The 26484-nt window shown below is 71.9% G+C and carries 30 protein-coding genes; 11 read left to right on the forward strand and 19 right to left on the reverse strand.

Annotated elements, in window-relative coordinates:
* The 6 genes from L0P92_RS24505 to L0P92_RS24530 all read left to right on the forward strand — a co-directional run.
* Window positions 1–930 (forward strand): ADP-ribosylglycohydrolase family protein (locus tag L0P92_RS24505; protein ID WP_234765080.1); only part of this gene is annotated, 930 nt, incomplete at its 5' end.
* 7 nt (window positions 931–937) lie between these two features.
* Window positions 938–2113, forward strand: coding sequence for an ADP-ribosylglycohydrolase family protein (locus tag L0P92_RS24510; protein ID WP_234765082.1), 1176 nt, complete (start codon window positions 938–940; stop codon window positions 2111–2113).
* Window positions 2101–3531, forward strand: coding sequence for an ADP-ribosylglycohydrolase family protein (locus L0P92_RS24515; RefSeq protein ID WP_234765084.1), 1431 nt, complete (start codon window positions 2101–2103; stop codon window positions 3529–3531). Before L0P92_RS24510 ends, L0P92_RS24515 begins: the two co-directional genes overlap by 13 nt.
* Window positions 3528–4421 carry a ribokinase gene (gene rbsK / locus L0P92_RS24520; RefSeq protein ID WP_234765086.1) on the forward strand — a complete coding sequence of 298 codons (894 nt, stop codon included), beginning with the start codon at window positions 3528–3530 and terminating at the stop codon, window positions 4419–4421. The genes L0P92_RS24515 and rbsK overlap by 4 nt, the downstream gene beginning before the upstream one ends.
* Window positions 4418–5629 carry a CaiB/BaiF CoA transferase family protein gene (locus tag L0P92_RS24525; protein WP_234765088.1) on the forward strand — a complete coding sequence of 404 codons (1212 nt, stop codon included), beginning with the start codon at window positions 4418–4420 and terminating at the stop codon, window positions 5627–5629. The genes rbsK and L0P92_RS24525 overlap by 4 nt, the downstream gene beginning before the upstream one ends.
* Window positions 5626–6459: an HpcH/HpaI aldolase/citrate lyase family protein gene (locus L0P92_RS24530; protein WP_234765089.1), complete on the forward strand. Its 834-nt coding sequence runs from the start codon at window positions 5626–5628 to the stop codon at window positions 6457–6459. The genes L0P92_RS24525 and L0P92_RS24530 overlap by 4 nt, the downstream gene beginning before the upstream one ends.
* A gap of 135 nt (window positions 6460–6594) precedes the next feature.
* Here the strand turns inward: L0P92_RS24530 and lgt are convergent, their stop codons facing one another.
* From lgt to hisI, 11 genes are all read right to left on the reverse strand, one after another.
* A complete protein-coding gene (lgt, locus tag L0P92_RS24535) occupies window positions 6595–7545 on the reverse strand; it encodes a prolipoprotein diacylglyceryl transferase (protein WP_234765095.1) in 951 nt (316 codons plus the stop codon).
* Between the two features lie 97 nt (window positions 7546–7642).
* On the reverse strand, window positions 7643–8419 hold the full coding sequence (locus L0P92_RS24540; RefSeq protein WP_234765097.1) for a DsbA family protein: 777 nt from the start codon (window positions 8417–8419) through the stop codon (window positions 7643–7645).
* Between the two features lie 112 nt (window positions 8420–8531).
* Window positions 8532–9350, reverse strand: a complete 819-nt coding sequence (trpA, locus tag L0P92_RS24545) for a tryptophan synthase subunit alpha (protein ID WP_234765098.1) — start codon at window positions 9348–9350, stop codon at window positions 8532–8534.
* Window positions 9347–10639, reverse strand: coding sequence for a tryptophan synthase subunit beta (gene trpB, locus L0P92_RS24550; protein WP_234765100.1), 1293 nt, complete (start codon window positions 10637–10639; stop codon window positions 9347–9349). Before trpB ends, trpA begins: the two co-directional genes overlap by 4 nt.
* 108 nt (window positions 10640–10747) lie before the next feature.
* The gene (gene trpM / locus L0P92_RS45760; RefSeq protein ID WP_372497317.1) at window positions 10748–10921 is read right to left on the reverse strand and encodes a tryptophan biosynthesis modulator TrpM; all 174 of its coding nucleotides are present in this window, start codon (window positions 10919–10921) and stop codon (window positions 10748–10750) included.
* Window positions 10922–10942: 21 nt separating this feature from the next.
* Complete coding sequence (trpC, locus tag L0P92_RS24555) at window positions 10943–11752, reverse strand: indole-3-glycerol phosphate synthase TrpC (RefSeq protein ID WP_234765101.1); 810 nt, start codon at window positions 11750–11752, stop codon at window positions 10943–10945.
* 134 nt (window positions 11753–11886) lie between these two features.
* Complete coding sequence (locus L0P92_RS24560; RefSeq protein WP_234765103.1) at window positions 11887–12303, reverse strand: DUF2752 domain-containing protein; 417 nt, start codon at window positions 12301–12303, stop codon at window positions 11887–11889.
* A gap of 78 nt (window positions 12304–12381) precedes the next feature.
* A complete protein-coding gene (locus L0P92_RS24565) occupies window positions 12382–12630 on the reverse strand; it encodes an HGxxPAAW family protein (RefSeq protein ID WP_234765105.1) in 249 nt (82 codons plus the stop codon).
* A 233-nt stretch (window positions 12631–12863) separates the two neighbouring features.
* Window positions 12864–13502: a TIGR02234 family membrane protein gene (locus tag L0P92_RS24570; protein WP_234765107.1), complete on the reverse strand. Its 639-nt coding sequence runs from the start codon at window positions 13500–13502 to the stop codon at window positions 12864–12866.
* A 70-nt stretch (window positions 13503–13572) separates the two neighbouring features.
* Complete coding sequence (locus tag L0P92_RS24575; RefSeq protein WP_234765108.1) at window positions 13573–15048, reverse strand: anthranilate synthase component I; 1476 nt, start codon at window positions 15046–15048, stop codon at window positions 13573–13575.
* A gap of 11 nt (window positions 15049–15059) precedes the next feature.
* A complete protein-coding gene (gene hisI, locus L0P92_RS24580; protein WP_234765110.1) occupies window positions 15060–15473 on the reverse strand; it encodes a phosphoribosyl-AMP cyclohydrolase in 414 nt (137 codons plus the stop codon).
* Between the two features lie 95 nt (window positions 15474–15568).
* On the opposite strand from hisI, the gene L0P92_RS24585 reads away from it, so the two are divergent.
* The gene (locus L0P92_RS24585; RefSeq protein WP_234765112.1) at window positions 15569–16204 is read left to right on the forward strand and encodes a TIGR03085 family metal-binding protein; all 636 of its coding nucleotides are present in this window, start codon (window positions 15569–15571) and stop codon (window positions 16202–16204) included.
* 6 nt (window positions 16205–16210) lie between these two features.
* Here the strand turns inward: L0P92_RS24585 and hisF are convergent, their stop codons facing one another.
* The 8 genes from hisF to hisD are packed head-to-tail and all read right to left on the reverse strand — an operon-like array spanning window position 16211 to window position 21929.
* On the reverse strand, window positions 16211–16966 hold the full coding sequence (gene hisF, locus L0P92_RS24590; protein ID WP_234765113.1) for an imidazole glycerol phosphate synthase subunit HisF: 756 nt from the start codon (window positions 16964–16966) through the stop codon (window positions 16211–16213).
* Entirely contained in the window at window positions 16963–17376 is a 414-nt protein-coding gene (locus tag L0P92_RS24595; protein ID WP_234765114.1) for a RidA family protein, read from the reverse strand. Before L0P92_RS24595 ends, hisF begins: the two co-directional genes overlap by 4 nt.
* Complete coding sequence (priA, locus tag L0P92_RS24600) at window positions 17373–18098, reverse strand: bifunctional 1-(5-phosphoribosyl)-5-((5-phosphoribosylamino)methylideneamino)imidazole-4-carboxamide isomerase/phosphoribosylanthranilate isomerase PriA (protein WP_062719041.1); 726 nt, start codon at window positions 18096–18098, stop codon at window positions 17373–17375. The genes L0P92_RS24595 and priA overlap by 4 nt, the downstream gene beginning before the upstream one ends.
* A 4-nt stretch (window positions 18099–18102) precedes the next feature.
* The gene (hisH, locus tag L0P92_RS24605; RefSeq protein ID WP_234765116.1) at window positions 18103–18753 is read right to left on the reverse strand and encodes an imidazole glycerol phosphate synthase subunit HisH; all 651 of its coding nucleotides are present in this window, start codon (window positions 18751–18753) and stop codon (window positions 18103–18105) included.
* Entirely contained in the window at window positions 18744–18908 is a 165-nt protein-coding gene (locus L0P92_RS24610; RefSeq protein ID WP_234765118.1) for a CG2302 family histidine operon protein, read from the reverse strand. The genes hisH and L0P92_RS24610 overlap by 10 nt, the downstream gene beginning before the upstream one ends.
* Entirely contained in the window at window positions 18905–19498 is a 594-nt protein-coding gene (gene hisB, locus L0P92_RS24615; RefSeq protein WP_062719038.1) for an imidazoleglycerol-phosphate dehydratase HisB, read from the reverse strand. Before hisB ends, L0P92_RS24610 begins: the two co-directional genes overlap by 4 nt.
* Window positions 19495–20607 carry a histidinol-phosphate transaminase gene (locus L0P92_RS24620; RefSeq protein ID WP_234765119.1) on the reverse strand — a complete coding sequence of 371 codons (1113 nt, stop codon included), beginning with the start codon at window positions 20605–20607 and terminating at the stop codon, window positions 19495–19497. Before L0P92_RS24620 ends, hisB begins: the two co-directional genes overlap by 4 nt.
* Window positions 20604–21929, reverse strand: coding sequence for a histidinol dehydrogenase (gene hisD / locus L0P92_RS24625; RefSeq protein WP_234765121.1), 1326 nt, complete (start codon window positions 21927–21929; stop codon window positions 20604–20606). Before hisD ends, L0P92_RS24620 begins: the two co-directional genes overlap by 4 nt.
* 181 nt (window positions 21930–22110) lie before the next feature.
* On the opposite strand from hisD, the gene L0P92_RS24630 reads away from it, so the two are divergent.
* The 4 genes from L0P92_RS24630 to ybaK all read left to right on the forward strand — a co-directional run bounded on the left by L0P92_RS24630 (window position 22111) and on the right by ybaK (window position 26221).
* Window positions 22111–23700 carry an oxidoreductase gene (locus L0P92_RS24630; protein WP_234765123.1) on the forward strand — a complete coding sequence of 530 codons (1590 nt, stop codon included), beginning with the start codon at window positions 22111–22113 and terminating at the stop codon, window positions 23698–23700.
* 187 nt (window positions 23701–23887) lie between these two features.
* On the forward strand, window positions 23888–24931 hold the full coding sequence (locus L0P92_RS24635; protein WP_234765127.1) for a hypothetical protein: 1044 nt from the start codon (window positions 23888–23890) through the stop codon (window positions 24929–24931).
* Between the two features lie 11 nt (window positions 24932–24942).
* Entirely contained in the window at window positions 24943–25680 is a 738-nt protein-coding gene (locus L0P92_RS24640; RefSeq protein ID WP_234765124.1) for an LON peptidase substrate-binding domain-containing protein, read from the forward strand.
* Window positions 25681–25714: 34 nt separating this feature from the next.
* Window positions 25715–26221, forward strand: a complete 507-nt coding sequence (ybaK, locus tag L0P92_RS24645; RefSeq protein WP_234765125.1) for a Cys-tRNA(Pro) deacylase — start codon at window positions 25715–25717, stop codon at window positions 26219–26221.
* Window positions 26222–26484 lie beyond the last annotated feature (263 nt).

Here is a 26484-nt window from a genome sequence, read left to right on the forward strand (position 1 = left end):
CCCGAACCCCTCCGCCTCGGCCCCTCCGACGACACAGAATGGGCGGCCTTCACCGCGGAAGCCGTACTACGAGCCGGCGACGACACAGCCCTCGGCGACCTCAGCCGAGAACGCCGCACCAGAGCCGCGATCGACCTCACCTGGAGCGCCCTCGCCGACGAGATCGCCGCGGCAGCGGACCGCGCACCCGAGATCGAGTCGGCCATCCTCCCCCTCCGCGCCCGCATCTCCGTCCGCGCCGGCCTCGGCAACCTCGCCACCGGCCTGCGCCCACCCGCCACCGGCCACGACAACCCCCACTACTTCGACGACGCGGCCTGCGTCCGCGCCTGCGTCCTCGCCGTGGCCCACCCCGGCGACCCCCACCGCGCCGCCGACCTCGCCGAGTTCGACGCCCGCTACACCCAGGACGGCGACGGCGTCCACGGCGCGAGGGCGATGGCGGCAGCCGTATCCCTGGCCCTGACCGGCGCGAACACCACGACCTGCGTGGCAGCCGCCCTCACCGAACTCCCCGAGGAGACCGAGATCGGCCGCAACGCCCGCCACGCACTGCACCTCGCCCACTCCGCGGACAGCGCCTTCGCCCTGATCCCCCTCCTCGAACACCAGATCGTCGACCACGTCTACAGCTACGGCATCGCCGCCGCCGAGACGGTCCCGGTCGCCCTGGCCCTCACGGTCGCCGCGGACGGCCGTATCGCCGAGGCGGTCCCCGCGGCGGCGTGCCTCAGCCGGGTCGCCGACTCGGCACCGGCCCTGGCCGGCGCGCTGACCGGCGCACTCGGCGGCGGTACGGCGATCCCGGAGACCTGGCGCGAGGCATGCCGCACCCTCTCCGGCTGCGTACTCCCCCGGCTCACCGGCACCGACCTGGTGGAACTCGCCGAACTCCTGGAAGCCACACAACCGGCCCGACCAGGAGGATGATTCGGGCATGACGCCCAAAGCAGAAGAAAGCAGTGGCCCGCGTCTCGACGAGCGGATCACCGGCGCCCTGGTCGGCGCGGCGGTCGGCGACGCCCTCGGCGGGCCGGTGGAGGGCTACTCCCCCGACCAGATCCTCCAGCGCCACGGCGGCCGCGTCCACGGCATCGTCGGCCCCTGGAACGGCGACGCCTGGCGCACGGCCCGCCCCATCGCGCCGTACCACAAGGGCGACGGGCACGTCACCGACGACACCTTGATGACCCACGCGCTGGTACGGGCGTACGCCACGGTCCGCGACCACCTCGACGCGTACGCCGTAGCCGACCACCTGGTCCCGGACCTGATGACCACCCCGCGCTGGATCCCCGAGCTGGAGGCGGAGGCCCTCCCCCTCCACCGTGTCTTCCTGGCGGAGAAATGGCTGGTGACCCGCCTCCACTACGGCCATGTCGACCCACGCGAGGCCGGCGTCGGCAACATCGTCAACTGCGGCGCCGCGATGTACATGGCCCCGGTCGGCCTCGTCGACGCGGCCGACCCGAGAGCCGCGTACGCCGAGGCGCTGGACATCGCGGGCGCCCACCAGTCGTCGTACGGCCGTGAGGCGGCGGGCGTCTTCGCGGCGGCGGTGGCCGCGGCGTGCGCACCCGGGGCGACACCGGACTCGGTGGTCTCGGCCTGTCTGTCGCTGGCGAAGGACGGGACGCGGGCGGCGATCGAGACGGTCTGCGACACGGCGAGCCGGTACACGGACTTCGAGTCGGCCCTCGCCCCGCTCCGGGCGGCGGTCACCCCGTACGACACGGTGGGCCCCGACTACCGGCAGCCCTCCCTCGGCGCCCGCCGCCCCTCCCGTGTGCACGCCATCGAGGAACTCCCCGTCGCCCTGGGCATGTTGGTGGTCGCGAACGGCGACTACCGCCACGCGGTCCTGGGCGCGGTGAACTACGGCCGCGACTGCGACTCGATCGCGACGATGGCCGGCGCCGTGGCCGGTGCGCTGGGCTCGCCGGTCCCCGAGGACTGGTCGAAGGCGGTCGCGGAGGCCAGCCGTCTCGACCTGTGGGAGCCACCCCGCACGTTGACCGAGGTGGCGCGGGAGATCCACGCCAAGGACGTGGACCGCCGCCGGGCCCACGAGGCGGCTTTCAGCGCGCTGGAGGGCCGTCCATGCTCCGACTGACCTGGGTCCAGCCGGAGGACCTGCTCGGCCACGAGCTGCGGCAGGCGGCTCTGGACGGCCGGGAGCCGTCGAGGATCGCGGAGAGATGGCGGGCGGCGGGCGGCGAGGAGGCTCCGCTGCGGGCCGGCGCGTCCACGCAGCCGGCGTCGAGGTATCTGCGGACCCTGGCGGAGGACCTGCTGGACGAACTGGCGGACCTGCCCAGCCGGCTGAAGGACGACGAGCCGACGGACCTGGAGCGGATCAAGTCCCTGTGCCCGCACTGGCCGACCCCTGCCGTCACCGCCGTCACTGCCGCCGCCACGTCCGCCACACCACCCGCATCCGCACCGGCACCCGCACCCGCACCCGCCCGCTACGAAGCCGCCTGGCTCGGCCGGGCCGTCGGCTGCCTGCTGGGCAAGCCCGTGGAGAAGCTCCCCCTGGAAGCCATCCGCGAACTGGCCGGGGCCACCGGCAACTGGCCCCTGAACTCCTACTTCACCGCTCGTGGCGTCCCCGCGGACCTCCTCGCCGCCCACCCCTGGAACCGCCGCTCGGCCACCACCTCGCTCGCCGAGAACATCGACGGCATGCCCGAGGACGACGACCTCAACTACCCCCTGCTCGACCTCCTCCTGCTCCAGCGCCACGGCAGGGCCTTCACCACCACGGACGTGGCCCGCCTCTGGCTGGACGAGCTCCCGGCCGGCCGCACCTTCACCGCCGAGCGCGTCGCCTACCGCAATCTCCTCACCGGCGTCGAACCCCCGCACACGGCCCGCCACCGCAACCCCTTCCGCGAGTGGATCGGCGCCCTGATCCGCGCGGACGTCCACGGCTGGACCAACCCCGGCGATCCGGCCGCTGCGGCCGAACAGGCCCACCGCGACGCCACCCTGACCCACACCGCCAACGGCGTCTACGCGGCGATGTTCACGGCGGCCGTCATCGCACGGGCGGCGACCGCGACCGGCCCCGACGCCGTCCACGCCTGTCTGCGCACCGGTCTCACAGTGGTCCCCCCGAACTCCCGCCTGGCCCGGGCCGTCCACCAGGCCGTCGAACTGGCCCGCACCCACGCCGACTTCGACAGGGTCGTCGACGCGCTCCACGCCGCCCACGCGCCCACCCACCACTGGGTGCACGCCGTCCCCAACACCGCCCTGATCGCCGCCGCCCTCACCCATGCCGACGGCGACTTCACGGGCTCCATCTGCCGTGCCGTGTCGGGCGGTTGGGACACCGACTCGGTCGGCGCGACGGCCGGCAGCATCGCCGCGCTCCTCGCCGGCTCCCCCGCCGCGCTCCCCGACCGCTGGACGGCCCCCCTCAAGAACCGTCTCGCCACCTCGGTCGCCGGCTTCGACGGCACCGGCTTCGACGCACTGGCCCACCTCACCCACGAGCTCACGCCCTCGGAGGCCACCCGCCCATGACCGACATCGTCGTGCTCGGCAGCACGAACATGGACCTCGTCACCTATGTCGCCAAGGCCCCGCAGCGCGGCGAGACCGTGATGGGACGGGAGTTCCGCACGGTCCCCGGCGGCAAGGGCGCCAACCAGGCCATCGCCGCCGCCCGCGCCGGCGGCAACGTCTCGATGATCGGCGCCGTCGGCAACGACGCCTTCGGCACCCGGCTGCGTTCCACCCTGGAGCACTCCGGCGTGGACACCGACGACCTGCGCACCGTCGAGGGCCCGTCCGGCACCGCACACATCGTCGTGGACGACGAGGGCGGCAACGCCATCGTCGTGATCCCCGGCGCGAACGGCACCCTCGACCACCTCAGCCCCGGCGACGAGGGCGTCATCGCCGCCGCCGACACCCTGCTGCTCCAGCTGGAGATCCCGGTCGCCGCGGTCCTCGCCGGCGCCCAGGCGGCCCACCGCCACGACGTCCGTACGATCCTCACGCCGTCCCCCGCCCAGCCGCTGCCGGACGAACTCTTCGCCGCCGTGGACCTGTTGGTCCCCAACGAGCACGAGGCCACCACCCTCACCGGCCGCACCGACCCCCGGGAGGCGGCCGTCGGACTGCTCGACCTGGTGCCCGCGGTCGTCGTCACCCTGGGCGCGGCCGGCAGCCTGTACGTCAGCCGGGACACCGATCCGCTGACCGTGCCCGCCCCGAAGGTCACCGCCGTCGACTCGACCGGCGCCGGAGACACCTTCGTCGGTGCCCTCGCGGTGGCACTCGGCGAAGGACGTCCCATGCCCGAGGCCCTGGCCTGGGCGGCGGAGGCGGCCGCGCTGTCCGTCACACGGGAGGGCGCCACCGTGTCGATGCCGTACCGCCCCGAGATCGAGGAGCGCCACGCCTCATGAACGCGCCCGGAACCCGGCCCACCGACGCCCCGCTGACCGGCCTGCGCGTCCTCGACCTCGCCACCCTCTTCGCCGGCCCCCTCGCCGCCACGATGCTCGGCGACTTCGGCGCGGAGGTCGTCAAGGTCGAACACCCCGAGAAACCCGACCCCTCCCGGGGACACGGCCCGTCGAAGGACGGCGTCGGCCTGTGGTGGAAGGTGCTCGGCCGCAACAAGCGCACCGTCGCCCTGAACCTCTCCAAGCCCGGCGGCCGCGCCACCCTGCTCCGCCTGGCCGCGACCGCGGACGTCGTCATCGAGAACTTCCGCCCGGGCACCCTGGAGAAATGGGACCTCGGCTGGCCGGAGCTCTCCGCCGCCAACCCCCGTCTGATCCTCACCCGCGTCACCGGCTTCGGCCAGTTCGGCCCCTCCTCCCACCGCCCCGGCTTCGGCACCCTCGCCGAGGCGATGAGCGGCTTCGCCGCGCTCACCGGCGAACCCGACGCACCCCCGACGCTCCCGCCCTTCGGCCTCGCCGACTCCATCGCGGGCCTCGCGACCGCGTACGCCGTGATGACGGCACTGGCCGCCCGCGAGCGCACCGGCGAGGGCCAGGTCGTCGACATGGCCCTCATCGAGCCGATGCTGCTGGCCCTCGGCCCCCAGCCCACCTGGTACGACCAGCTCGGCTACGTCCAGGAGCGCACCGGCAACCGCTCCGCCAACAACGCCCCGCGCAACACCTACCGCACCGCCGACGGCACCTGGGTCGCCGTCTCCACCTCCGCCCAGTCGATCGCCGAACGCGTGATGCACCTGGTCGGACGCCCCGACCTGATCGACCAGCCCTGGTTCGCGACCGGCGCCGACCGAGCCCGCCACGCCGACGTCCTCGACAAGGCGGTCGGCGACTGGATCGCCCGCCACACCCGCGCCGACGTCCTCGCGGCCTTCGAGAAGGCGGAGGCGGCGGTTGCCCCCATCCAGGACGTACGGGACGTGATGACCGACCCCCAGTACGCGGCCCTCGGCACCATCACCACCGTCGACGACCCCGAGCTGGGCCCGCTGCGCATGCAGAACGTCCTGTTCCGCCTCTCCGCCACCCCCGGCACGATCCGCTGGGCGGGCCGCCCGCACGGCGCGGACAGCGCCGAGATCCTCACCGGCCTGGGTCTGACCCCCGCCGAACTGACGGCCCTGCGCGAGGAGGGCAGCCTGTGACACGGTTCCCCCTGACCTGGCTGTACGCCCCCGGCGACCGCCCTCATGTGGTGGCCAAGGCCCTGACCTCCGGCGCCGACATCGTCATCGTCGACCTGGAGGACGCGGTCGCCCCGGACCGCAAGGACTACGCCCGGTCCGCCACCGCCGACCTGCTCTCCGAACCGGACCACCCGGTCCCCGTGCACGTCCGTGTGAACGCCCTGGACACCCAGGCGGCGGCCAAGGACCTGGAGGCACTGGCCACCCGCCCCGGCCTGTCCGGCATCCGGCTGCCCAAGGTGCGCTCCGCCGACCAGATCGTGCGCCTCGCGGAGACCACCCCGCCGAGCGCGGGCGGCGCCCCGCCGCTGCACGCCCTGCTCGAGTCGGCCCTGGGCATCGAGCGGGCGTACGCCATCGCCTCCGCCCACCCGTCCCTGCGCGGCATCGCCCTCGGCGAGGCGGACCTACGGGCCGACCTGGGCATCCGGGGCGACGCGGGCCTCGACTGGTCCCGCTCCCGTGTCGTCGTGGCGGCCAGGGCGGCAGGGCTGCCGCCACCGCCCCAGACGGTCCATCCCGACATCCGCGACCTGGAGGGCCTCGCCGCGACCTGCGCCCACGGCCGCGCCCTCGGCTTCCTCGGCCGGGCGGCCATCCACCCCCGCCAGCTCCCGGTGATCGAACAGGCCTACCTCCCCACGGAGGAGGAACTCGAACAGGCGGAGACCATCATCAAGGCAGCGGCGACGAACCAGGGCGCCCAGGCCCTGCCGGACGGCAGCTTCATCGACGCGGCGGTGGTGGCGACAGCACAGCGAACCCTTTCCTTGGTACGCCGAGGCTGACCACTTCTTTCCCGCCGCAACGGCGAGCACCCCCACGACGCGTTCCGGCGGTGCCGAACTCACCGAAGCCCACCGCCCACACGACGAAGGGCGCCCGGAAAATTCCGAGCGCCCTCATCGCCGTACGGCCAAGCCTCACGTCTTCTTCGTCGACCCGGCCTCGTCCTTGACGTCGTCCTTCGCGTCGGCCTCCGCCTGGTCGTCACCCTCGGCGGCCGGGTCCTCGTCGGACGCCTCGGACGCACCCTCGGCTTCACCGCCGGAGGCAGACGCACCGGGTTCGACGACCTCTTCCCGGCCCGGCCGCTTCTTCGCCGACAGCACGAGGTACGTCACCGCCAGCAGGAACACGATGATCGCGGTCCAGACGTTCAGCCGCAGGCCCAGGATGTGGTGGGCGTCGTCGACACGCATGTACTCGATCCACGCGCGGCCGGCGCAGTACGCGGCGACGTACAGCGCGAACGCCCGCCCGTGCCCCAGCTTGAACCGGCGGTCGGCCCAGATCACCAGCAGCGCGACACCGATGCACCACAGCGACTCGTACAGGAACGTCGGGTGGTAGGTGCCCGGTACCCGGCCGTCCGTGGAGGAGGTGATCTCCAGCGCCCACGGGAGGTCGGTCCGCCGCCCGTACAGCTCCTGGTTGAACCAGTTGCCCCAGCGCCCGATCGCCTGCGCGAGGGCGATGCCGGGGGCGATGGCGTCGGCGTAGGCCGGCAGCGGGATGCCCCGGCGCCGGCAGCCGATCCAGGCGCCCACCGCGCCGAGCGCGATGGCGCCCCAGATGCCGAGGCCGCCCTCCCAGATCTTGAAGGCGTCCACCCAGTCACGGCCCTCGCTGAAGTACAGCTCGTAGTCCGTGATCACGTGGTAGAGACGTCCGCCGACCAGGCCGAACGGGACGGCCCAGACCGCGATGTCGGCCACCGTGCCGGCCCGCCCGCCCCGGGCGATCCAGCGTTTGTTGCCGAGCCAGACGGCTACGAAGACACCGATGATGATGCAGAAGGCGTAGCCGCGCAGCGGAATGGGACCGAGGTGGATCACCCCGCGCGACGGGCTGGGAATGTAGGCAAGTTCCATGGCAAGGTCGACGCTACCCTGCCGGGCGGCAGCGATGGCAGGCAGCCCGGCTACGGGTCCATAACAGGCAGCGCCTGGAGTCGGCCCCGGGCGGGGCTCAGCCCTGGGCGGCCTCCTCCACCATCTGCTTCAGCTTGGCCGGTGTCATCGTCTGGTCCTGGTAGATGTTCTTGCCGTTCAGCAGCACCGTCGGCGTGCCGCTGAAGCCGCCCTTCTTGAACGCCTCGTTGGACTTGTTGACCCAGCTGTTGTGCGTGCCGTCCTCGACGCACTTGCGGAAGGCGGGCGTGTCCAGGCCGTCGACCTTGGCCGCGAGCTCCAGCAGCTTGCTGTTCTCGGCGAAGGCGTCGTCCTGCTCGGGCGGCTGGTTCCGGTACAGCACGTCGTGGTACGGCGTGAACTTCCCGGCGTCCTGGGCGCAGGCCGCGGCGTTGGCGGCGTTGCGCGAGCCGGTGCCGCCCATGCCGCCGTCGATGATCGTCGCCAGGTGGTAGTCGACTCTCAGCTTCCCGGCGTCCGTCAGTTCATGGATCGTCGACCGGTACGCCTCCTCGAAGGACTTGCAGGCCGGGCAGCGGAAGTCCTCCCAGACGGTGAGCGTCGACCTGGCGCTCTCCTCACCCACCGGGATCGCGAGGCCGTCCTTGCCCTGCGCCCCGGAGGGCCCCACGACCGGTCCCGACGTGTCGCTGCCCTCGTCCTTGCCGGCGTTCGCCGCGACGACTCCGATCACCGCCGCGAGTCCCAGCACACAGACGACGCTCGCGCCGACGATCAGCGCACGGCGCCGCTTGTCGGCGGCCTTCTGCTTGTCACGCTCGGCCGCCAGCCGCTCCCTGGCGGACCGCTTTCCCTCACGATTCTGTTCGCTCACACCCGCAGAACGAACCGGGGAGGCGCAGCGCGCCTCCCCGGCCCCAGGTCCACCCGTTCGAGCGAGTCGTACGGAAGGCCCTTCTTCTGAAGATCCTTCACCCCTGAAGGTGTTACGCCTGGCCGCGCACGCCCTTCGCCAGCTCACCGGCGAGCGCGCGGACGGCCTCGACACCGGCGGTGTCGTCCGGCGCGTCCAGCATCCGCTTGACGAAGGCCGAGCCGACGATCACGCCGTCGGCGAAGCCGGCGACCTCCGCGGCCTGCTCGGCGTTGGAGACGCCGAGCCCGACGCACACGGGCAGGTCGGTGCCGGTGGCCCGGGTCCGCTCGACCAGGTCCTGCGCCTGCGCGCCCACGGACTCACGGGTGCCGGTGACGCCCATCAGCGAGGCGGCGTAGACGAACCCGCTGCCCGCCGCGGTGATCTGCGCGAGCCGCTCGTCCTTGCTGCTGGGCGCCACGACGAAGACCGTCGCGAGCCCGTGCTTCTCGGCGTGCTCCCTCCAGAGGGACGCCTCCTGGACGGGCAGGTCGGGCAGGATGCAGCCCGCGCCGCCCGCCTCGGCCAGCTCGGCGGTGAAGCGCTCGACGCCGTAGCGGTCGATGGGATTCCAGTACGTCATCACCAGGATCGGCTTCCCGGTGGCCTCGTGGGCCTCCTTCACCGTCCGCATGACGTCCGCGATCTTGACGCCGCCGCGCAGGGCGATGTCGTCGGCGGTCTGGATGACGGGACCGTCGAGGACGGGGTCGCTGTGCGGCAGCCCGACCTCCACGACGTCCGCGCCGCCGTCGAGCGCGGCCTTGATCGCCTCGATGCCGCCGTCCACGGTCGGGAACCCGGCCGGGAGGTAGGCGATGAGCGCGGAGCGGCCCTCGGCCCTGGCCGCGCGCAGGGTGTCCGTCAACAGCTGGATGTTTCCGCTCACTTGGCGTCCCCCTGGATCTCGGCAACGCCGCCGTTGGCGTCGGCTGCGACCTCGGCATCGGCGTTGGTGTCGTACAGGCCGAAGTACCGCGCGGCCGTGTCCATGTCCTTGTCGCCGCGCCCGGACAGGTTGACGACGATCAGGCCGTCCTTGCCCAGCTCGCGGCCGACCTCCAGTGCGCCGGCGAGGGCGTGCGCGCTCTCGATGGCCGGGATGATGCCCTCGGTGCGGGACAGCAGACGCAGGGCCTGCATCGCCGCGTCGTCGGTGACCGCGCGGTACTCGCCGCGGCCGGAGTCCTTGAGGTAGGAGTGCTCCGGGCCGATGCCGGGGTAGTCCAGGCCGGCCGAGATCGAGTACGGCTCGGTGATCTGGCCCTCCTCGTCCTGGAGGACGTAGGAGCGGGAGCCGTGCAGGATGCCGGGCTCACCGGCGGTCAGCGTGGCCGCGTGCTCACCGGTCTCCACGCCGTGCCCGGCGGGCTCGCAGCCGATGAGGCGTACGTCCGTGTCGGGGATGAAGGCGTGGAAGAGGCCGATGGCGTTGGAGCCGCCGCCGACGCAGGCGATGGCCGCGTCGGGGAGACGTCCGGCGCGCTCCAGGAGCTGGCGGCGGGCCTCGACGCCGATGACGCGGTGGAAGTCGCGGACCATGGCGGGGAAGGGGTGCGGTCCTGCGACCGTGCCGAAGAGGTAGTGGGTGCGGTCGACGTTGGCGACCCAGTCGCGGAACGCCTCGTTGATGGCGTCCTTGAGGGTGCGGCTGCCGGACTTCACGGCGATGACCTCGGCGCCGAGCATGCGCATGCGGGCCACGTTGAGGGCCTGGCGCTGGGTGTCGATCTCGCCCATGTAGATGGTGCAGTCGAGGCCGAAGAGCGCGCAGGCGGTGGCCGTCGCGACGCCGTGCTGTCCTGCGCCGGTCTCCGCGATCACCCGGGTCTTGCCCATGCGCTTGGTGAGCAGGGCCTGGCCGAGGACGTTGTTGATCTTGTGGGAGCCGGTGTGGTTGAGGTCTTCCCGCTTGAGGAAGATCCGGGCGCCGCCGGCGTGTTCGGCGAACCTCGGCACCTCGGTGAGGGAGCTGGGGCGGCCGGTGTAGTTGACCAGGAGGTCGTCGAGTTCGCGGGCGAACTCGGGGTCGTGCTTGGCCTTGTCGTACTCGACGGCCACCTCGTCCACGGCGGCGACGAGGGCCTCCGGGATGAACTTGCCGCCGAACGCGCCGAAGTAGCCTTCGGGGCTGGGGACTTGACCCTCCGGGTCGGGGATGAAGAAGTCGCTGGGCATGCGGATACCTCACGGTGAGTTGTGTTGAGTGCACTAATCGCCGTGGGGGCGGGGCTTTGTCAGTCGGCTAACGGCCGGCTGTGGCTTGTCGCGCAGTTCCCCGCGCCCCTATGGGGCGCGCTGCCATCGACGGCCGTTCACCTGCCCAGGTTCGTCACCGATGACGTAACGGACCCGCCTCCCGTGCACCCTGCGCGCAGGCGCGCGGCAGCCCCGGGGCCTGCAGCCGCGCGCGAGGCGGGCGTACGGGTCCCTGGTGGCCAGGGCGATCGGGAGAGTCACGTCGGTCAGCCTAGCGGGTGATCAGCCGCGGCCGTGCCGGAGTGCCGGGTGTTCGCCCGCCGCCACCAGGTCGGAGACCGCGGACTTCGGGTCCTTCCCCGTCACCAGGGACTCGCCGACCAGGACGGCGTCGGCGCCGGCGTTGGCGTAGGCGATGAGGTCGTGGGGGCCGCGGACGCCCGATTCGGCGACCTTGACGAGGCCGGCGGGGATCTCGGGGGCGACGCGCTCGAAGGTGCCGCGGTCGACCTCGAGGGTCTTGAGGTTGCGCGCGTTGACGCCGATGATCTTGGCGCCCGCTTCCACGGCACGCTCGACCTCGTCCTCGTCGTGCACCTCGACCAGCGGGGTCAGGCCGATGGACACGGCGCGCTCGATCAGCGACTCCAGCGCCGACTGGTCGAGGGCCGCGACGATCAGCAGGGCCAGGTCGGCGCCGTAGGCGCGGGCCTCCCAGAGCTGGTACGACGTGACGATGAAGTCCTTGCGCAGGACCGGGATGTCCACGCGGGCGCGGACGGCCTCCAGGTCGGCGAGGGAGCCGCCGAAGCGGCGCTGTTCGGTGAGGACGGAGATGACGGCCGCGCCGCCCGCCTCGTAGTCCGCGGCGAGGCCGGCCGGGTCGGCGATGGCGGCCAGCGCGCCCTTGGAGGGGCTGGAGCGCTTGACCTCGCAGATGACCTTGACGCCGTCGCCCTTGAGGGCGGCGACCCCGTCCTTGGCCGCGGGAGCCTTGGCCGCGCGCTCCTTGAGCTCGTCGAGGCTGACGCGCGCCTGCCGCTCCGCGAGGTCGGCACGGACTCCGTCGATGATCTCGTCGAGCACACTCACGCGAGCGGCCCCCTTCCAGACGGTTGACTATGAAAGCGGTACGAAACCTACGGTCACTCGATGGTATCCGCAGGAGGGCCAAGGCTTCGCATCCGGTTGACGCCGGTCCCACTACCTGGACGTTCTCCTGTTGATCAAGGATGTAGCCAGCCACCGAACGGCAGGTTCCGGACAACCGTGAAGACCAGCAGCAACGCCCCCGCGGCCCACAGATGCACGGGCCCGGGATCGATCCTGAACGGGCGTCCGCGTGCCGCGCGGACCACCCACACGGTCCACAGCACGGCGAAGAGCGCGTAGCCGGCGACCGCCAGCGCGTTGTCCTGGAGCGCCGCGAGGAAGTCCCCGTGGACCACGGCGTGCGCGCTGCGCAGTCCGCCGCAGCCGGGGCAGTAGATGCCGGTGTACCGCAGGAGCGGACAGGCGGGGTAGTGGCCGGGCTCGTTCGGGTCCACGGCGCCCACATAGGCGAAGGCGCCGACGACGGCGGCGAGGACCCCTGCGGGGACGGCCAGCTTCACGCTCCGGCTCTCGGCGTTCACACCTCGCATTGTGCCCCGCATACGCGTGAGGGGCGCCCTGCGCGCCCTGTCGGCACCCGGTCGCCCCTCAGCGAAGTCGTACGTGTGTCAGCTCTTGACGCTCGCCGGCTCACGCTGCTGCTCGACGAGCGCGTTGTGGGCGTCCTTGGGCTGGCCGAGGCCCATCCCGCGCATGACCCAGCCGACGACACCGCCGAGGACCACGACCCCCAGGCCGGCCCAGAAGCCTGCGGGCTGGGCCATCACCATGAAGGCGCCCGAGACGCAGAAACCGATGAAGGCGATCGTGACACCGGTCCAGGCGGCCGGGGTGTGACCGTGGCTGCTGCCCGCCATTGCTTGCTCCTCGTTGCTGAAGTACATGTCCGAGCCGGACGCTCGCTGCCATTGTCCCGCACGCACGCGACGGTGGTGATCGGGGGTAGCCCGAGCGATGAGAGACAGCGCAATTCAACGCCGAGAGGGACAACCCCCCAAGGGGCGCGGGGCTGCATCGATATGCGGCTCCGCCGCGTGGGCGCGACCAGCCCCCACGGACCCGCAGACAACACACGGCCCCACGCGGAGCGCTACGTGGGGTCCTCCCCCCGATCAAGCGCCTTCCAGAGTTCCTCTGGCCGGTCGGCGTCCGCGCCGGCCGGCGCCCTGCGGCGCGCCCGAGCCGTGCCGCCGCGCTCATAGCGGCCCGACATACCAGGCCACAGCCGCCCGTAGCGCAGCGCCAACAACCCGGCGAGCAGAATCAGCGCACCGCCGACGGCCGCGACGTACGGCCAGGCGGTATGGCTGAGCGCCTGGACGGTGGCCGACGTGTCGCCGGAGGCCCGCGCGGCCTTCTCGTCCAGCGCGGAGCTGTCGGAGGCGCCCAGCAGGGCGGCGACGACGGTGCCGGCGCCGGAGAGCGCGAGCAGGGCGGCGACCATGAAACGGCCCGCGCGGCGGACGGCGAAGACGGCGACGAGCGCGGCGAGCCCCACTATGGCCAGGGCCGCGGGGACGCCGGTGACGTCGCTGCCCTTGGCGATCAGGGGGAACGGGCCGCCGGCCACCGTCACGGTGCCCTCCGACCAGCGCTGCCGGGTCGAGAGCAGCGCGACGGCCGCGCCGAGCGCGCCGCACAGCAGGGCTACGGCGAGGCTCATACGGCCGGCCCGGGCGGAACCGGGGGCTTCGGAACGGGGGTGCGGAACAGCAGTCACGTACTCCACTATCACCCGAACCCCGAGCGATCGGTCACCCGGGGTTCATGTGAGACGGCCTACCGGGTTCCGCGCGCCGTCACCCGAGCCGGTTCGCCGTGTGGACCGCCCGCAGCACCGCCGCCGCCTTGTTACGGCATTCGGTGTCCTCGGCGACCGGGTCGGAGTCGGCGACGATGCCGGCGCCCGCCTGGACGTACGCCGTGCCGCCGCGCAGCAGGGCCGTACGGATGGCGATGGCGGTGTCGGAGTCGCCCGCGAAGTCGAGGTAGCCGACGCAGCCGCCGTACAGCCCCCGGCGGGACGGTTCGAGCTCGTCGATGATCTGCATCGCCCGGGGCTTGGGCGCGCCGGAGAGGGTGCCGGCCGGGAAGCAGGCCGTCAGGACGTCGAAGGCGGTGCGGCCGGGGGCCACGCGTCCGGTGACGGTCGAGACGATGTGCATCACGTGGGAGTAGCGCTCGATGGACATGAAGTCGACGACCTCGACCGAGCCCGGTTCGCAGACCCGCCCCAGGTCGTTGCGGCCCAGGTCGACCAGCATGAGGTGCTCGGCGCGTTCCTTGGGGTCGGCGAGCAGTTCGTCGGCGAGGGCCTGGTCCTCCTGCGGGGTGGCGCCGCGCCACCGGGTGCCGGCGATGGGGTGGACCATCGCCTGTCCGTCCTCGACCTTGACCAGGGCCTCGGGCGACGAGCCGACGACGTCGAAGCCGTCGAAGCGGAACAGGTACATGTACGGCGAGGGGTTGGTCGCCCGGAGCACCCGGTAGACGTCCAACGCGCTTGCCGTGCACGGTGTTTCGAAGCGCTGGGAGGGGACGACCTGGAAGGCCTCGCCGGCCCGGATGCGCTCCTTGATGTCCTCGACGGCCTCCTGGAAGTCCTCGCCGCCCCACAGCGCGGTGTACTCGGGGAGCTCGGAGGGCGGGAGGACGGCGGGCGGCTGGGCGACCGCGCGCGAGAGGTCGGCCTCCATGGCGTCGAGGCGGGCGACCGCGTCGGCGTAGGCCTCGTCGACGCCCGTGTCGAGGTCGTTGTGGTTGATCGCGTTGGCGATCAGCAGGACCGAGCCCTCCCAGTGGTCCATGACGGCGAGGTCGCTGGTGAGCAGCATGGTCAGCTCGGGCAGCTTCAGGTCGTCCCGCTCGCCCGGGCCGATCTTCTCCAGGCGGCGCACGATGTCGTAGCCGAGGTAGCCGACCATGCCGCCGGTGAAGGGCGGCAGGCCCTCCTGGTGGGGGGTGTGCAGGGCCTCGATGGTGGCGCGCAGGGCGGCCAGCGGGTCGCCGTCGACGGGGACGCCGACGGGCGGCACGCCGAGCCAGTGGGCCTGGCCGTCACGGGACGTAAGCGTCGCCGCCGATCGCACGCCGACGAAGGAGTAGCGGGACCAGGAGCGGCCGTTCTCCGCGGACTCCAGCAGGAAGGTGCCCGGGCGCTCGGCGGCGAGCTTGCGGTAGAGGGCGACCGGGGTGTCGCCGTCGGCGAGGAGCTTGCGGGTGACCGGGATGACGCGCCGGTCGGTGGCGAGCTTGCGGAAGGTCTCGAGGTCCATGGCGGCTGACCCTACTGATCCGAGGCCGGTGCGCCGGAACCGGCGTCGCCGTCCTTGAGCAGCACGTCCTCGTCGAAGCAGGTCCGCGCGCCCGTGTGGCAGGCGGCGCCGACCTGGTCGACCTTGACGAGCACGGTGTCGGCGTCGCAGTCGAGGGCGACGGACTTGACCCACTGGAAGTGGCCGGAGGTGTCGCCCTTGACCCAGTACTCCCGGCGGCTGCGCGACCAGTAGGTGCAGCGGCCGGTGGTGAGCGTGCGATGCAGCGCCTCGTCGTCCATCCAGCCCAGCATCAGCACCTCTCCGGTGTCGTACTGCTGGGCGATGGCGGGCAGGAGCCCGTCCGCGCTGCGCTTGAGGCGTGCGGCGATCTCGGGGTCCAGGCCACTGGGCCGGCGGGGCGTGCTGGTGGTCATGCATGCCATTGTGCCGCCTGCCACTGACAGTGACGGTCCGATGTCCACTCCGTGGATGGCGCCGACGGGTGGGCGGACCTGATACGTGGTCGTAGGCTGACTGCATGTCGACCTTCGCCAAGCGTGAACGACTTCTCATGGCCGACCTCTTGGAGGCCGAGGGCCCGGACGCCCCCACTCTCTGCGAGGGCTGGACGACCCGTGACCTGGCCGCGCACGTGGTGGTGCGCGAGCGCCGCCCCGACGCCGCGGCGGGCATCCTGATCAAGCCGCTCGCCCCGCGTCTTGACAAGGCGATGGAGGAGTTCGCGGCGAAGCCGTACGAGGAGCTGATCCAGCTCATCCGCACCGGCCCGCCGCGCTTCTCGCCCTTCCAGCTCAAGCAGATCGACGAGGCGTCGAACACGATCGAGTTCTACGTCCACACGGAGGACGTCCGCCGCGCCCAGCCGGACTGGACGCCCCGCGAACTCGACCCGGTCTTCCAGGACGCCCTCTGGTCCCGTCTGGAGCGCTCCGCCCGCCTGGTGGGCCGTACCGCGCCCACCGGCCTGGTGCTGCGCCGCCCCGACGGCCAGACGGCGGTCGCCCACAAGGGCACCCCCGTCGTCACGGTGACCGGCGAGCCCTCGGAACTGCTCCTGTTCGCCTACGGCCGCCAGAGCGCCGCCAAGGTCGAGCTGGACGGCGACAAGGACGCCATCGCGAAGCTGCACGAGGGCAAGCAGCTGGGGATCTAGGGCGCGTCAGCGCACAGCGTGTCCGGCCCCGCGCAGGGCGTCCTTCACCTCGCCGATCCGCAGGTCGCCGAAGTGGAACACCGAGGCGGCGAGGACCGCGTCGGCGCCGGACTCGATGGCCGGTGCGAAGTCGGCGAGCTTGCCGGCGCCGCCGGAGGCGATCACCGGGACCGTCACGTGCCCCCGTACGGCCTGGATCATCTCCAGGTCGTAGCCGTCCTTGGTGCCGTCCGCGTCCATGGAGTTGAGCAGGATCTCCCCGGCGCCCAGTTCGGCCGCGCGGTGCGCCCACTCGACGGCGTCGATGCCGGTGCCCTTGCGGCCGCCGTGGGTGGTGACCTCGAAGGTGCCCTCGGGAGTGCGGCGGGCGTCCACCGAGAGGACCAGCACCTGTCGGCCGAAGCGCTCGGCGATCTCGCGGATGAGCTCCGGGCGCGCGATGGCCGCGGTGTTGACGCCCACCTTGTCGGCGCCGGCGCGCAGCAGCTTGTCCACGTCCTCGGCCGTGCGGACGCCGCCGCCGACCGTCAGCGGGATGAACACCTGCTCGGCGGTGCGGCGCACCACGTCGTACGTCGTCTCGCGGTTGCCCGACGAGGCGGTGATGTCCAGGAACGTCAGCTCGTCGGCGCCCTCGGCGTCGTAGACCTTGGCCATCTCGACGGGGTCGCCCGCGTCGCGCAGGTTCTGGAAGTTGACGCCCTTGACGACCCGGCCGTTGTCCACGTCCAGGCAGGGGATGACTCGGACCGCCAGGGTCATGAGACCGGTTCCTCCAACGTCCTTCTGAATGCTTCTATTTCCACTTCGACCAGGATGCGCGAGTCCACGAAGCCCTCCACGACGAGCAGCGTCGCGACCGGGCGCACCGTGTCGAAGAACTCCTTGTGGGCCCGGCCCACGGCGTCCACGTCGCGCGCGTGGGTCAGGTACATCCGGGTCCGGATCACGGACTCGACGCCGAGTCCGAACTCCCCGATGGCCTCGATCGCGCTGGTGAAGGCCACCCTGGCCTGCTCGTACGGGTCGCCCTCGCCGTACAGCACATCGCCCTTGAAGGAGGTCGTGCCGCCCACCAGGACGCGGTCACCCGCCGCGACGGCGCGTGCGAAACCGAAGGACTCTTCCCAGGGACTTCCGCTCTGCACCCGCCGCACGGCATCGGGCGTCATGACGAGACAACCTCCAGGGCCTCTTCCAGGGTGAACGCCTTCGCGTACAGCGCCTTCCCGACGATGGAGCCCTCGACACCGAGCGGGACGAGCTCGGCGATGGCCCGCAGGTCGTCCAGGGAGGAGACGCCGCCGGAGGCGACGACCGGGCGGTCCGTGGCCGCGCAGACGTTCTTCAGCAGCTCCAGGTTCGGGCCCTGGAGCGTGCCGTCCTTGGCGATGTCGGTGACGACGTAACGCGCGCAGCCCTCGTTGTTGAGGCGCTCCAGCGTCTCGTAGAGGTCGCCGCCGTCACGGGTCCAGCCGCGGCCGCGCAGGGTCGTGCCCCGTACGTCCAGGCCCACCGCGATCTTGTCGCCGTGCTCGGCGATGACCTTGGCGACCCACTCGGGGGTCTCCAGGGCGGCCGTGCCGAGGTTGACGCGGGTGCAGCCGGTGGCGAGCGCGGCGGCGAGCGAGGCGTCGTCGCGGATGCCGCCGGACAGCTCGACCTTGATGTCCATGGCCTTCGCGACCTCGGCGATCAGCTCCCGGTTGTCGCCGGTGCCGAACGCGGCGTCCAGGTCGACCAGGTGCAGCCACTCGGCGCCCGACCGCTGCCAGGCGAGGGCCGCCTCCAGCGGGGAGCCGTAGGAGGTCTCGGTGCCGGACTCGCCGTGCACGAGGCGCACGGCCTGACCGTCGCGGACGTCGACGGCGGGGAGGAGTTCGAGCTTGGCCATGTCTCTACAGGGTTCCGATCCAGTTGGTGAGCAGCTGCGCTCCGGCGTCGCCGGACTTCTCGGGGTGGAACTGGGTGGCCCACAGGGCGCCGTTCTCCACGGCGGCCACGAAGGGCTTGCCGTGCGTCGACCAGGTGACCAGCGGGGCGGTCATCAGCGGGTTCGCGGTCTCCAGAGTCCAGTCGTGGACGGCGTAGGAGTGCACGAAGTAGAAGCGCGCGTCCGCGTCCAGGCCTGCGAACAGCTGGGTGCCGGCCGCCGCGTCGACGGTGTTCCAGCCCATGTGGGGCACGATGTCGGCCTGGAGCGGCTCGACCGAGCCCGGCCACTCGCCGAGCCCCTCGGTCTCCACGCCGTGCTCGATGCCGCGTGCGAAGAGGATCTGCATGCCGACGCAGATGCCCATCACGGGGCGACCGCCGGCCAGTCGCCGCTCGACGATCCAGTCGCCGCGCGCCTCCTTCAGCCCCTTCATGCAGGCGGCGAAGGCGCCGACGCCCGGCACCAGAAGGCCGTCGGCGTTCATGGCCTTGTCGAAGTCACGGGTGATCTCGACGTCGGCGCCCGCGCGCGCGAGGGCGCGCTCGGCGGAGCGGACGTTGCCGAAGCCGTAGTCGAAGACGACGACGTTCTTCACGCCGTTACTCAATTCCACACCTCCAGCCTCAGTACGCCGGCGACCAGACACATCGCGGCGCCTATGGAGAGCAGCACGATGAGGTTCTTCGGCATCTGCTGCTTGACGAAGGAGATGATCCCGCCGATCAGGAAGAGACCGACGACGATCAGGACCGTGGAGAGGCCGTTCACAGCGCGCCCTTCGTGGAGGGAAGGATGCCCGCCGCGCGCGGGTCGCGCTCGGAGGCGTAGCGCAGGGCCCGCGCCAGCGCCTTGAACTGGCACTCCACGATGTGGTGGGCGTTGCGCCCGTACGGCACGTGCACGTGCAGCGCGATCTGCGCCTGGGCGACGAAGGACTCCAGGATGTGCCGGGTCATCGTGGTGTCGTACTCGCCGATCATCGGCGCCATGTTCTCGGGCTCGGTGTGCACGAGGTAGGGGCGGCCGGAGAGGTCGACGGTGACCTGGGCGAGGGACTCGTCCAGCGGGACCGTGCAGTTGCCGAAGCGGTAGATGCCCACCTTGTCGCCGAGGGCCTGCTTGAAGGCGGCACCCAGCGCGAGGGCGGTGTCCTCGATGGTGTGGTGGGAGTCGATGTGCAGGTCGCCCTCGGTCTTGACCGTGAGGTCGAACAGGCCGTGGCGGCCGAGCTGGTCGAGCATGTGGTCGTAGAAGCCGACGCCGGTCGACACATCGACCTTGCCGGACCCGTCGAGGTCGATCTCGACGAGGACCGAGGTCTCCTTCGTCACCCGCTCTATGCGGCCTACGCGGTTCATGCGCTCTGCTCCTTCTTCAGTTCACGTACCGCGTCGAGGAACGCGTCGTTCTCTTCGGGGGTTCCGGCGGTGACCCGCAGCCAGCCCGGCACGCCGTTGTCCCGGACCAGGACACCCCGGTCGAGGATCTTCTGCCAGGTGACGTGGGCGTCGTCGAACCGGCCGAACTGCACGAAGTTGGCGTCCGACGCGGTGACCTCGTAGCCGATCGCCAGCAGCTCGCCGACCAGCCGGTCCCGCTCCGCCTTCAGCTGCTCGACGTACTTCAGCAGCGTGTCGGTGTGCTCCAGGGCGGCCAGCGCGGTCGCCTGGGTGACGGCCGACAGGTGGTACGGCAGCCGTACGAGCTGGACGGCGTCCACTACCGCCGGGTGCGCGGCGAGATAGCCGAGGCGCAGTCCGGCGGCGCCGAAGGCCTTGGACATCGTCCGGGAGACGACGAGATTCGGCCGGCCTTCGAGCAGCGGCAGCAGCGAGTCGCCGTGGCTGAACTCGATGTACGCCTCGTCGACCACGACCATCGACGGCTTCGCCGCCTGTGCGGCCTCGTACAGCGCGAGGACGGTCTCGGGCGGGACCGCGGTGCCCGTGGGGTTGTTGGGGGTGGTGATGAAGACGACGTCGGGCCGGTTCTCGGCGATGGCCTTCTCGGCGGCCGCGAGGTCGATCGTGAAGTCCTCGTTGCGAGGGCCGGAGATCCAGCCGGTGCCGGTGCCGCGCGAGATGAGGCCGTGCATCGAGTACGACGGCTCGAAGCCGATCGCGGTACGGCCCGGTCCGCCGAAGGTCTGCAGCAGCTGCTGGATGACCTCGTTGGAGCCGTTGGCCGCCCAGACGTTGGCGAGGCCCACCTCGTACCCGGAGGTGTCCGTCAGGTACTTGGCGAGCTGGGTGCGCAGCTCGACGGCGTCACGGTCCGGGTAGCGGTTGAGGTCGCGGGCCGCCTCACGGACGCGCTCGGTGATCCGCTCGACCAGGGCATCGGGCAGCGGGTAGGGGTTCTCGTTGGTGTTCAGCCGTACGGGGACGTCCAACTGGGGCGCGCCATAAGGGGACTTGCCGCGCAGCTCGTCCCGTACGGGGAGATCGTCGATACGTACGTCGCTCACTTGCTCTCCGGTACCTTCCAACCGAACCTTGCCTTGATCGCCGCGCCGTGGGCCGGCAGGTCCTCCGCCTCCGCCAGCGTGACCACGTGATGCGCGACCTCGGCCAGCGCGTCCCGCGTGTAGTCGACGATGTGGATGCCGCGCAGGAAGGACTGGACGGACAGGCCCGAGGAGTGGCAGGCGCAGCCGCCGGTGGGCAGTACGTGGTTGGAGCCGGCGGCGTAGTCGCCGAGCGAGACCGGCGCCCAGGGGCCGATGAAGATCGCGCCGGCGTTGCGCACGCGGTCGGCCACGGCGGCCGCGTCGGCCGTCTGGATCTCCAGGTGCTCGGCGCCGTAGGCGTCGACGACCCGGAGGCCCTCGTCGACGCCGTCGACCAGGACGATCGCGGACTGCTTGCCCGCCAGCGCCGGCACGATGCGGTCGTCGACGTGCTTGGTGGCGGCGACCTGCGGCTCCAGCTCCTTCTCCACCGCGTCCGCGAGCTCCACGGAGTCGGTGACCAGGACGGCGGCGGCCAGCGGGTCGTGCTCGGCCTGGCTGATCAGGTCGGAGGCGACGTGCACCGGGTCGGCGGTGGCGTCGGCGAGGACCGCGATCTCGGTCGGGCCGGCCTCGGCGTCGATGCCGATCTTGCCGGTGAAGTAGCGCTTGGCGGCGGCGACCCAGATGTTGCCGGGACCGGTGACCATGTTGGCGGGCGGGCAGGACTCGGTGCCGTACGCGAACATCGCGACGGCCGTGGCGCCGCCGGCGGCGTACACCTCGTCGACGCCGAGCAGCGCGCAGGCGGCGAGGATCGTGGGGTGCGGGAGGCCGCCGAACTCGGCCTGGGCCGGGGAGGCGAGCGCGATCGACTCGACGCCGGCCTCCTGGGCCGGGACGACGTTCATGACCACGGAGGACGGGTAGACGGAGCGGCCGCCGGGCGCGTACAGCCCGACCCGGTCGACGGGCACCCACTTCTCGGTGACCGAGCCACCCGGGACGACCTGCGTGGTGTGTGTCGTGCGGCGCTGCTCGCGGTGGACGAGACGGGCGCGGCGGATGGACTCCTCAAGGGCCGCGCGCACGGCCGGGTCGAGCTCCTCCAGCGCGCGCGTGAGCGCCGCCGGAGCCACCCGTACCTGGTCGAGCCTGACCCCGTCGAACTTCTCGGCGAAGTCGATCAGCGCCGCGTCGCCCCGATGATGCACGGCTTCGCAGATCGGACGCACCTTCTCCAGGGCGGCCGATACGTCGAAGTCGGCTCGGGGCAGCAGGTCGCGCAGGGCGGGACCCTCGGGGAGGGCGTCGCCGCGCAGATCGATTCGGGAGATCACGGGCTCAATTCTCTCAGACCCTGCTCCGGCGTCGTTCGCGCGTATCAATGGCTGATACAGATCCCTTCCCGAATCCCTTGGGAACTCGGAAGATCACCTTCACGTCTTGCGTTCGGAGTGTCACTCAACGGGCATGAACAGTTGTACGAACCCATGAGTAGATGAGGGGGATGGGCGAAACGTGACCGAAGGTGCCGGCCTCCGTGACGGAGACCTGCCGGACGACCTGCCCAGCGACCTGACCGCCGCCGAACTCGGCATGTGGCAGGCCTTCCGCAACGGCAGCGTGTACGACCTGAGCAGCGGCGACACCGTCGTCGACGATCCGCACGGCGGGCATCCCTGGGGCGACGAGCGCACCGTACGCGCGCGGATCATCTGCTGGCTGCTGCTGGACGGCCCGCCCGCGCTCGCCGGACGGGTGCCCTCGCTGAAGCTCGTCGGCGTGCGGATCAGCGACACGATGGACCTGGCGGGCGGCACGGTGGTGCCGTACGTCGAGATGCGCGGCTGCCGCTTCGACCGGGAGATCCGGCTGCCGGAGGCCCATTTCACGACCGTACGGCTGGTGAACTGCGCGGTGCCGCGGCTGGAGGCCGCCCGGGTGCACACGGAGGGCGATCTGCATCTGCCGCGCTGTCGCTTCCAGGGCGGCATCCGGCTCACGGACGCCCAGATCGGCACGGATCTGCTGCTCAACCAGGCGATCGTCTACCGGGACCGCAGCGGCCGCTCGATCGCGGCGGACGGCATCAGCGTCGGCCAGGACCTCCAGGCCGAGATGCTGGAGTCGCACGGCGAGCTGAGTCTGCGCGGCGCCACCATCGGCGTGTCGCTGAGCCTGCGGGGCGCGCGGCTGGTCAACCCGTACACGCGGCTCGCGCTGAACGCGCCCCAGCTGACCGTCGGGCGCACGCTGTACCTGACCCCGGCCGGCGTCGGCAGCCCGCTGCTGAGCGGCCGTACGCCCGCGCGCGGGACGCGTATCCAGCGGTTCGCGTGCCAGGGCGGGGTGCGGCTGGACGACGGGCGGTTCGGGGACGCGGTGGACCTGGAGCGGGCCCGGTTCACCTTCACCGACGAGCAGGAGCTGTCGCTGCGCCGCATCCAGACGCCCGAGCTGCGCTTCCTCGGCGAGCGTCCTGAGCGCGGCGGGGTGGTGCTGTCGGGGGCGCGGGTCGTCAACCTGATGGACCGTGCGGACGCCTGGCCCGGCCCCGGCCTGCTGCACATGGGCGGCTTCACCTACGAGAACCTCGTGCCGCGCGGCCCGTTCCCGCTGGAGCGGCGGCTGGAGTGGGTGACCGCGGCGACCGCCGAGTACAACCCGGAGCCGTACGAGCGGCTGGCCGCCGTGCTGCGGGCCGGCGGGGAGGACGAGGACGCGCGCGAGGTGCTGCTCGCCAAGCAGCGCCGCCGCCGCGAGACGCTGCCGCCCGCCGCCAAGCTGTGGGGGTACGCGCAGGACTGGATGGTCGCCTACGGCTACCGGCCGGGCCGCGCCGCGATCTGGATGGCGGTGCTCTGGGCGGCGAGCTCGGTGGCCTTCACCTACGCCGACCACCCGCCGCTCAAGGGCGGCGAACACCCGACGTGGAACCCGCCCCTCTTCGCCCTCGACCTGCTGCTGCCGGTCATCGATCTGGGCCAGGTCGGATTCTGGCAGCTGAGCGGCGTCTGGCAGTGGCTGGCCGCGGCGATGATCCTACTGGGCTGGATCCTGGCCACGACGGTGGCGACGGGGGCTACGCGTATGCTGCGCCGCAATTGAGGCGGCCGGGACGCTGATACTGCTGAGGCCGGTGTGGTCTGCGAGCCCGATGATGAGCTCTGAGGCCAGTGAGGCGCTCTCGAACAGTTGTTGAACAGTTGACCTTTACCGGTTCTTGACCTACCCGCGTACAACTTTCCACGTGTTGCCCGTTCCCTATGGCGCGGGCGTGACCAGCCGACTTTCAATGGTCGGCGACATGGCTCTGCTGCCTCCGTTCGGCCGTGCGTCCCGGACGACAAGGACCGTAGAACACCGCGCCGTGGGACTCCCCACCGACGACGAGGTGCTCCTCGACGCGCCCGACGACCTCCTCGGACCGGCACTGGTCGCGGCCGGGCGGGGCGCGTACGCGGCCGCCGCCGAACTGCTGGCCGCCACTCGCGACAGAGCGCTGTGGGAGAGCCGCGACGGATACGCGCTGCGCCTCGCGGCCTTCGCGCGCTCGCGGCCGGAGTGGCTGGAGGCCTGGCACGCGGCCGCCCCGCAGGACCCGGACATGCTCCTGGTCCGCGCCCAGCTCGCGGTGGACCACGCCTGGCGGTCCCCGGCCCGGGCCGAGCTGCTGCGCGGGGTGAGCCCGCTGATCACCGCCGCCGCGCGGGCCGACGACCGCGACCCGGTGCCGTGGCGGATCGCACTGGACCACGCGCGCGGCTCACGCGCCGGCCACACCTACTTCGGCGAGCTCTGGGAGGCGGCCCTGCGCCGCGCCCCGCTCCACTACGGCTGCCATGTCGCGGCCCTGCGCTACCTCGCCTCCTCCTGGCACGGCTCCCACCGGGAGTGCCTCGACTTCGCCGACCGGGCCGCGCAGGACGCCCCGGCCGACTCCCTCGTCCAGGCGCTGCCGGCCCGTGCCGTCCTCGCCTACCTGAACGACGGCTGCGGTCCGGGCGTGCCGCCCGAACGGCTGGCCGCGGCGGCCGACCGGGCCATCGCGCTCTCCGCCCGCTTCCCGGCCGCCGACCTGTGGGCGGCCGCGATCCGCAACAAGCTGACGTACGTCCTGGTGCGCCTCGGCCGCTGGGAGGACGCCCTGGAGCAGCTGCGGCTGATCGGCCCGTACGCCACGTCCTACCCCTGGAGCCGGTTCTCGGAGGACCCGCTGGGCCGTTTCCTGGAGGTGCGCGACGAGGTGCGGCTGCGGACGGCCGCCCACGCTCGGAGCACCCGCACCGGACATCCACAGGGTGGGCACGCCGGACGCGTTCACTCCGACGACCACTAGGCTTTGGCGCCGTGACCGTCCGCCTTCCGCTCTTCCCCCTGAACTCGGTGCTGTTCCCGGGACTCGTGCTGCCGCTGAACGTCTTCGAGGAGCGCTACCGCGCCATGATGCGCGACCTCCTGAAGACCGCCGAGGAGGAACCGCGCCGTTTCGCCGTCGTGGCGATCCGCGACGGCCACGAGGTGGCCCAGAGCGCCCCCGGCATGCCGGACCCCACCTCGGTCCCCGAGCGCGGCCCCGCGGCGGGCTTCGGCCCCGACCCGGTCAAGGCCTTCCACGGCGTGGGCTGTGTGGCGGACGCGGCGACGATCCGGGAGCGGGCCGACGGCACGTTCGAGGTGCTGGCGACGGGTACGACGCGCGTACGGCTGCTCTCGGTGGACGCTTCGGGCCCGTTCCTGACCGCGGAGCTGGAGGAGCTCCCGGAGGAGCCGGGCGACGAGGCGGGGGCGCTGGCGGAGGGGGTGCTGCGGGCCTTCCGCCAGTACCAGAAGCGCCTCGCGGGCGCCCGCGAACGCTCCCTGTCCACCACGGCCGACCTGCCGGACCAGCCCTCGGTCGTCTCCTACCTGGTGGCGGCCGCGATGATGCTGGACACCCCGACGAAGCAGCGCCTCCTCCAGTCCCCCGACACCGCGTCCCGCCTGCGCGACGAGCTGAAACTCCTTCGCGCCGAGACCTCGATCATCCGTACGCTGCCGTCGCTCCCGGCGGCGGACCTGACACGCGGCCCCACGAGCCTGAACTGAGCGGAACAACGAGCGGAACAACGAGCGGAACGACATGGCGAAGAAGTCGAGGAAGCAACAGCAGCAGTCGGGCGGCACCCCCGCGACGGTGGCCCTCACGGCCGCGGGCGTCGAGTACACGATCCACGCCTACGACCACGACCCCTCCCACCCGTCCTACGGCGAGGAGGCCGCCGAGGCCATGGGCGTCTCCCCCGACCGCGTCTTCAAGACCCTCGTGGCGGACGTGGACGGCACCCTGACCGTGGCCGTGGTCCCGGTCGCCGGCCAGCTGGACCTCAAGGCCCTCGCCTCGGCGGTCCACGGCAAACGCGCCGCGATGGCCGACCCGGCCCTGGCAGAACGCACCACGGGCTACGTCCGGGGCGGCATCTCCCCCCTGGGCCAGCGCAAAAAGCTCCCCACAGTCCTGGACACCTCGGCCACGGCCCACCCCACGATCTGCATCTCGGCCGGCCGCCGCGGCCTGGAGGTCGAACTCTCCCCCACCGACCTCACCAACCTCACAAACGCAACCCTCGCCCCCATCGGACGCGCCTGACCCCTCGACGCCCCCGGCATCCTCGGTTAAGTACGAGGACATGTCGAAGAAAACCCGGAAACGAAGGTGGCGCATCAAGAAGGGCCGCTCGAACCACGGGCGACGCCCGGCATAGCTCTTCAGCCCGTCCGGCGTTTGAGGACGAGGGGTTGCCATCCCGAGCCCCCACCCACCCGCAGGCGGCTTCGCCGGGATTTTTAAGCCCAGTGTCTTATAAACAAAAACGAGCCCACGAGACCAGTTATATAATAGCGGATTGCGTG

Origin of the sequence: Streptomyces muensis (assembly GCF_021474425.1) — a bacterium.
Taxonomy (GTDB): domain Bacteria; phylum Actinomycetota; class Actinomycetes; order Streptomycetales; family Streptomycetaceae; genus Streptomyces; species Streptomyces muensis.

Coding starts and splice junctions, on each gene's coding strand:
- lgt (WP_234765095.1), bottom strand. CDS start 7,545: ATGGAACTTGCCTACATTCCCAGCCCGTCGCGCGGGGTGATCCACCTC.
- L0P92_RS24515 (WP_234765084.1), top strand. CDS start 2,101: ATGCTCCGACTGACCTGGGTCCAGCCGGAGGACCTGCTCGGCCACGAG.
- L0P92_RS24560 (WP_234765103.1), bottom strand. CDS start 12,303: ATGCGAGGTGTGAACGCCGAGAGCCGGAGCGTGAAGCTGGCCGTCCCC.
- L0P92_RS24565 (WP_234765105.1), bottom strand. CDS start 12,630: ATGGCGGGCAGCAGCCACGGTCACACCCCGGCCGCCTGGACCGGTGTC.
- hisF (WP_234765113.1), bottom strand. CDS start 16,966: ATGACCCTGGCGGTCCGAGTCATCCCCTGCCTGGACGTGGACAACGGC.
- priA (WP_062719041.1), bottom strand. CDS start 18,098: ATGGCCAAGCTCGAACTCCTCCCCGCCGTCGACGTCCGCGACGGTCAG.
- L0P92_RS24595 (WP_234765114.1), bottom strand. CDS start 17,376: ATGACGCCCGATGCCGTGCGGCGGGTGCAGAGCGGAAGTCCCTGGGAA.
- L0P92_RS24510 (WP_234765082.1), top strand. CDS start 938: ATGACGCCCAAAGCAGAAGAAAGCAGTGGCCCGCGTCTCGACGAGCGG.
- ybaK (WP_234765125.1), top strand. CDS start 25,715: ATGGCGAAGAAGTCGAGGAAGCAACAGCAGCAGTCGGGCGGCACCCCC.
- hisB (WP_062719038.1), bottom strand. CDS start 19,498: ATGAACCGCGTAGGCCGCATAGAGCGGGTGACGAAGGAGACCTCGGTC.
- L0P92_RS24585 (WP_234765112.1), top strand. CDS start 15,569: ATGTCGACCTTCGCCAAGCGTGAACGACTTCTCATGGCCGACCTCTTG.
- trpB (WP_234765100.1), bottom strand. CDS start 10,639: ATGCCCAGCGACTTCTTCATCCCCGACCCGGAGGGTCAAGTCCCCAGC.
- hisI (WP_234765110.1), bottom strand. CDS start 15,473: ATGGCATGCATGACCACCAGCACGCCCCGCCGGCCCAGTGGCCTGGAC.
- L0P92_RS24635 (WP_234765127.1), top strand. CDS start 23,888: ATGGTCGGCGACATGGCTCTGCTGCCTCCGTTCGGCCGTGCGTCCCGG.
- L0P92_RS24575 (WP_234765108.1), bottom strand. CDS start 15,048: ATGGACCTCGAGACCTTCCGCAAGCTCGCCACCGACCGGCGCGTCATC.
- rbsK (WP_234765086.1), top strand. CDS start 3,528: ATGACCGACATCGTCGTGCTCGGCAGCACGAACATGGACCTCGTCACC.
- L0P92_RS24525 (WP_234765088.1), top strand. CDS start 4,418: ATGAACGCGCCCGGAACCCGGCCCACCGACGCCCCGCTGACCGGCCTG.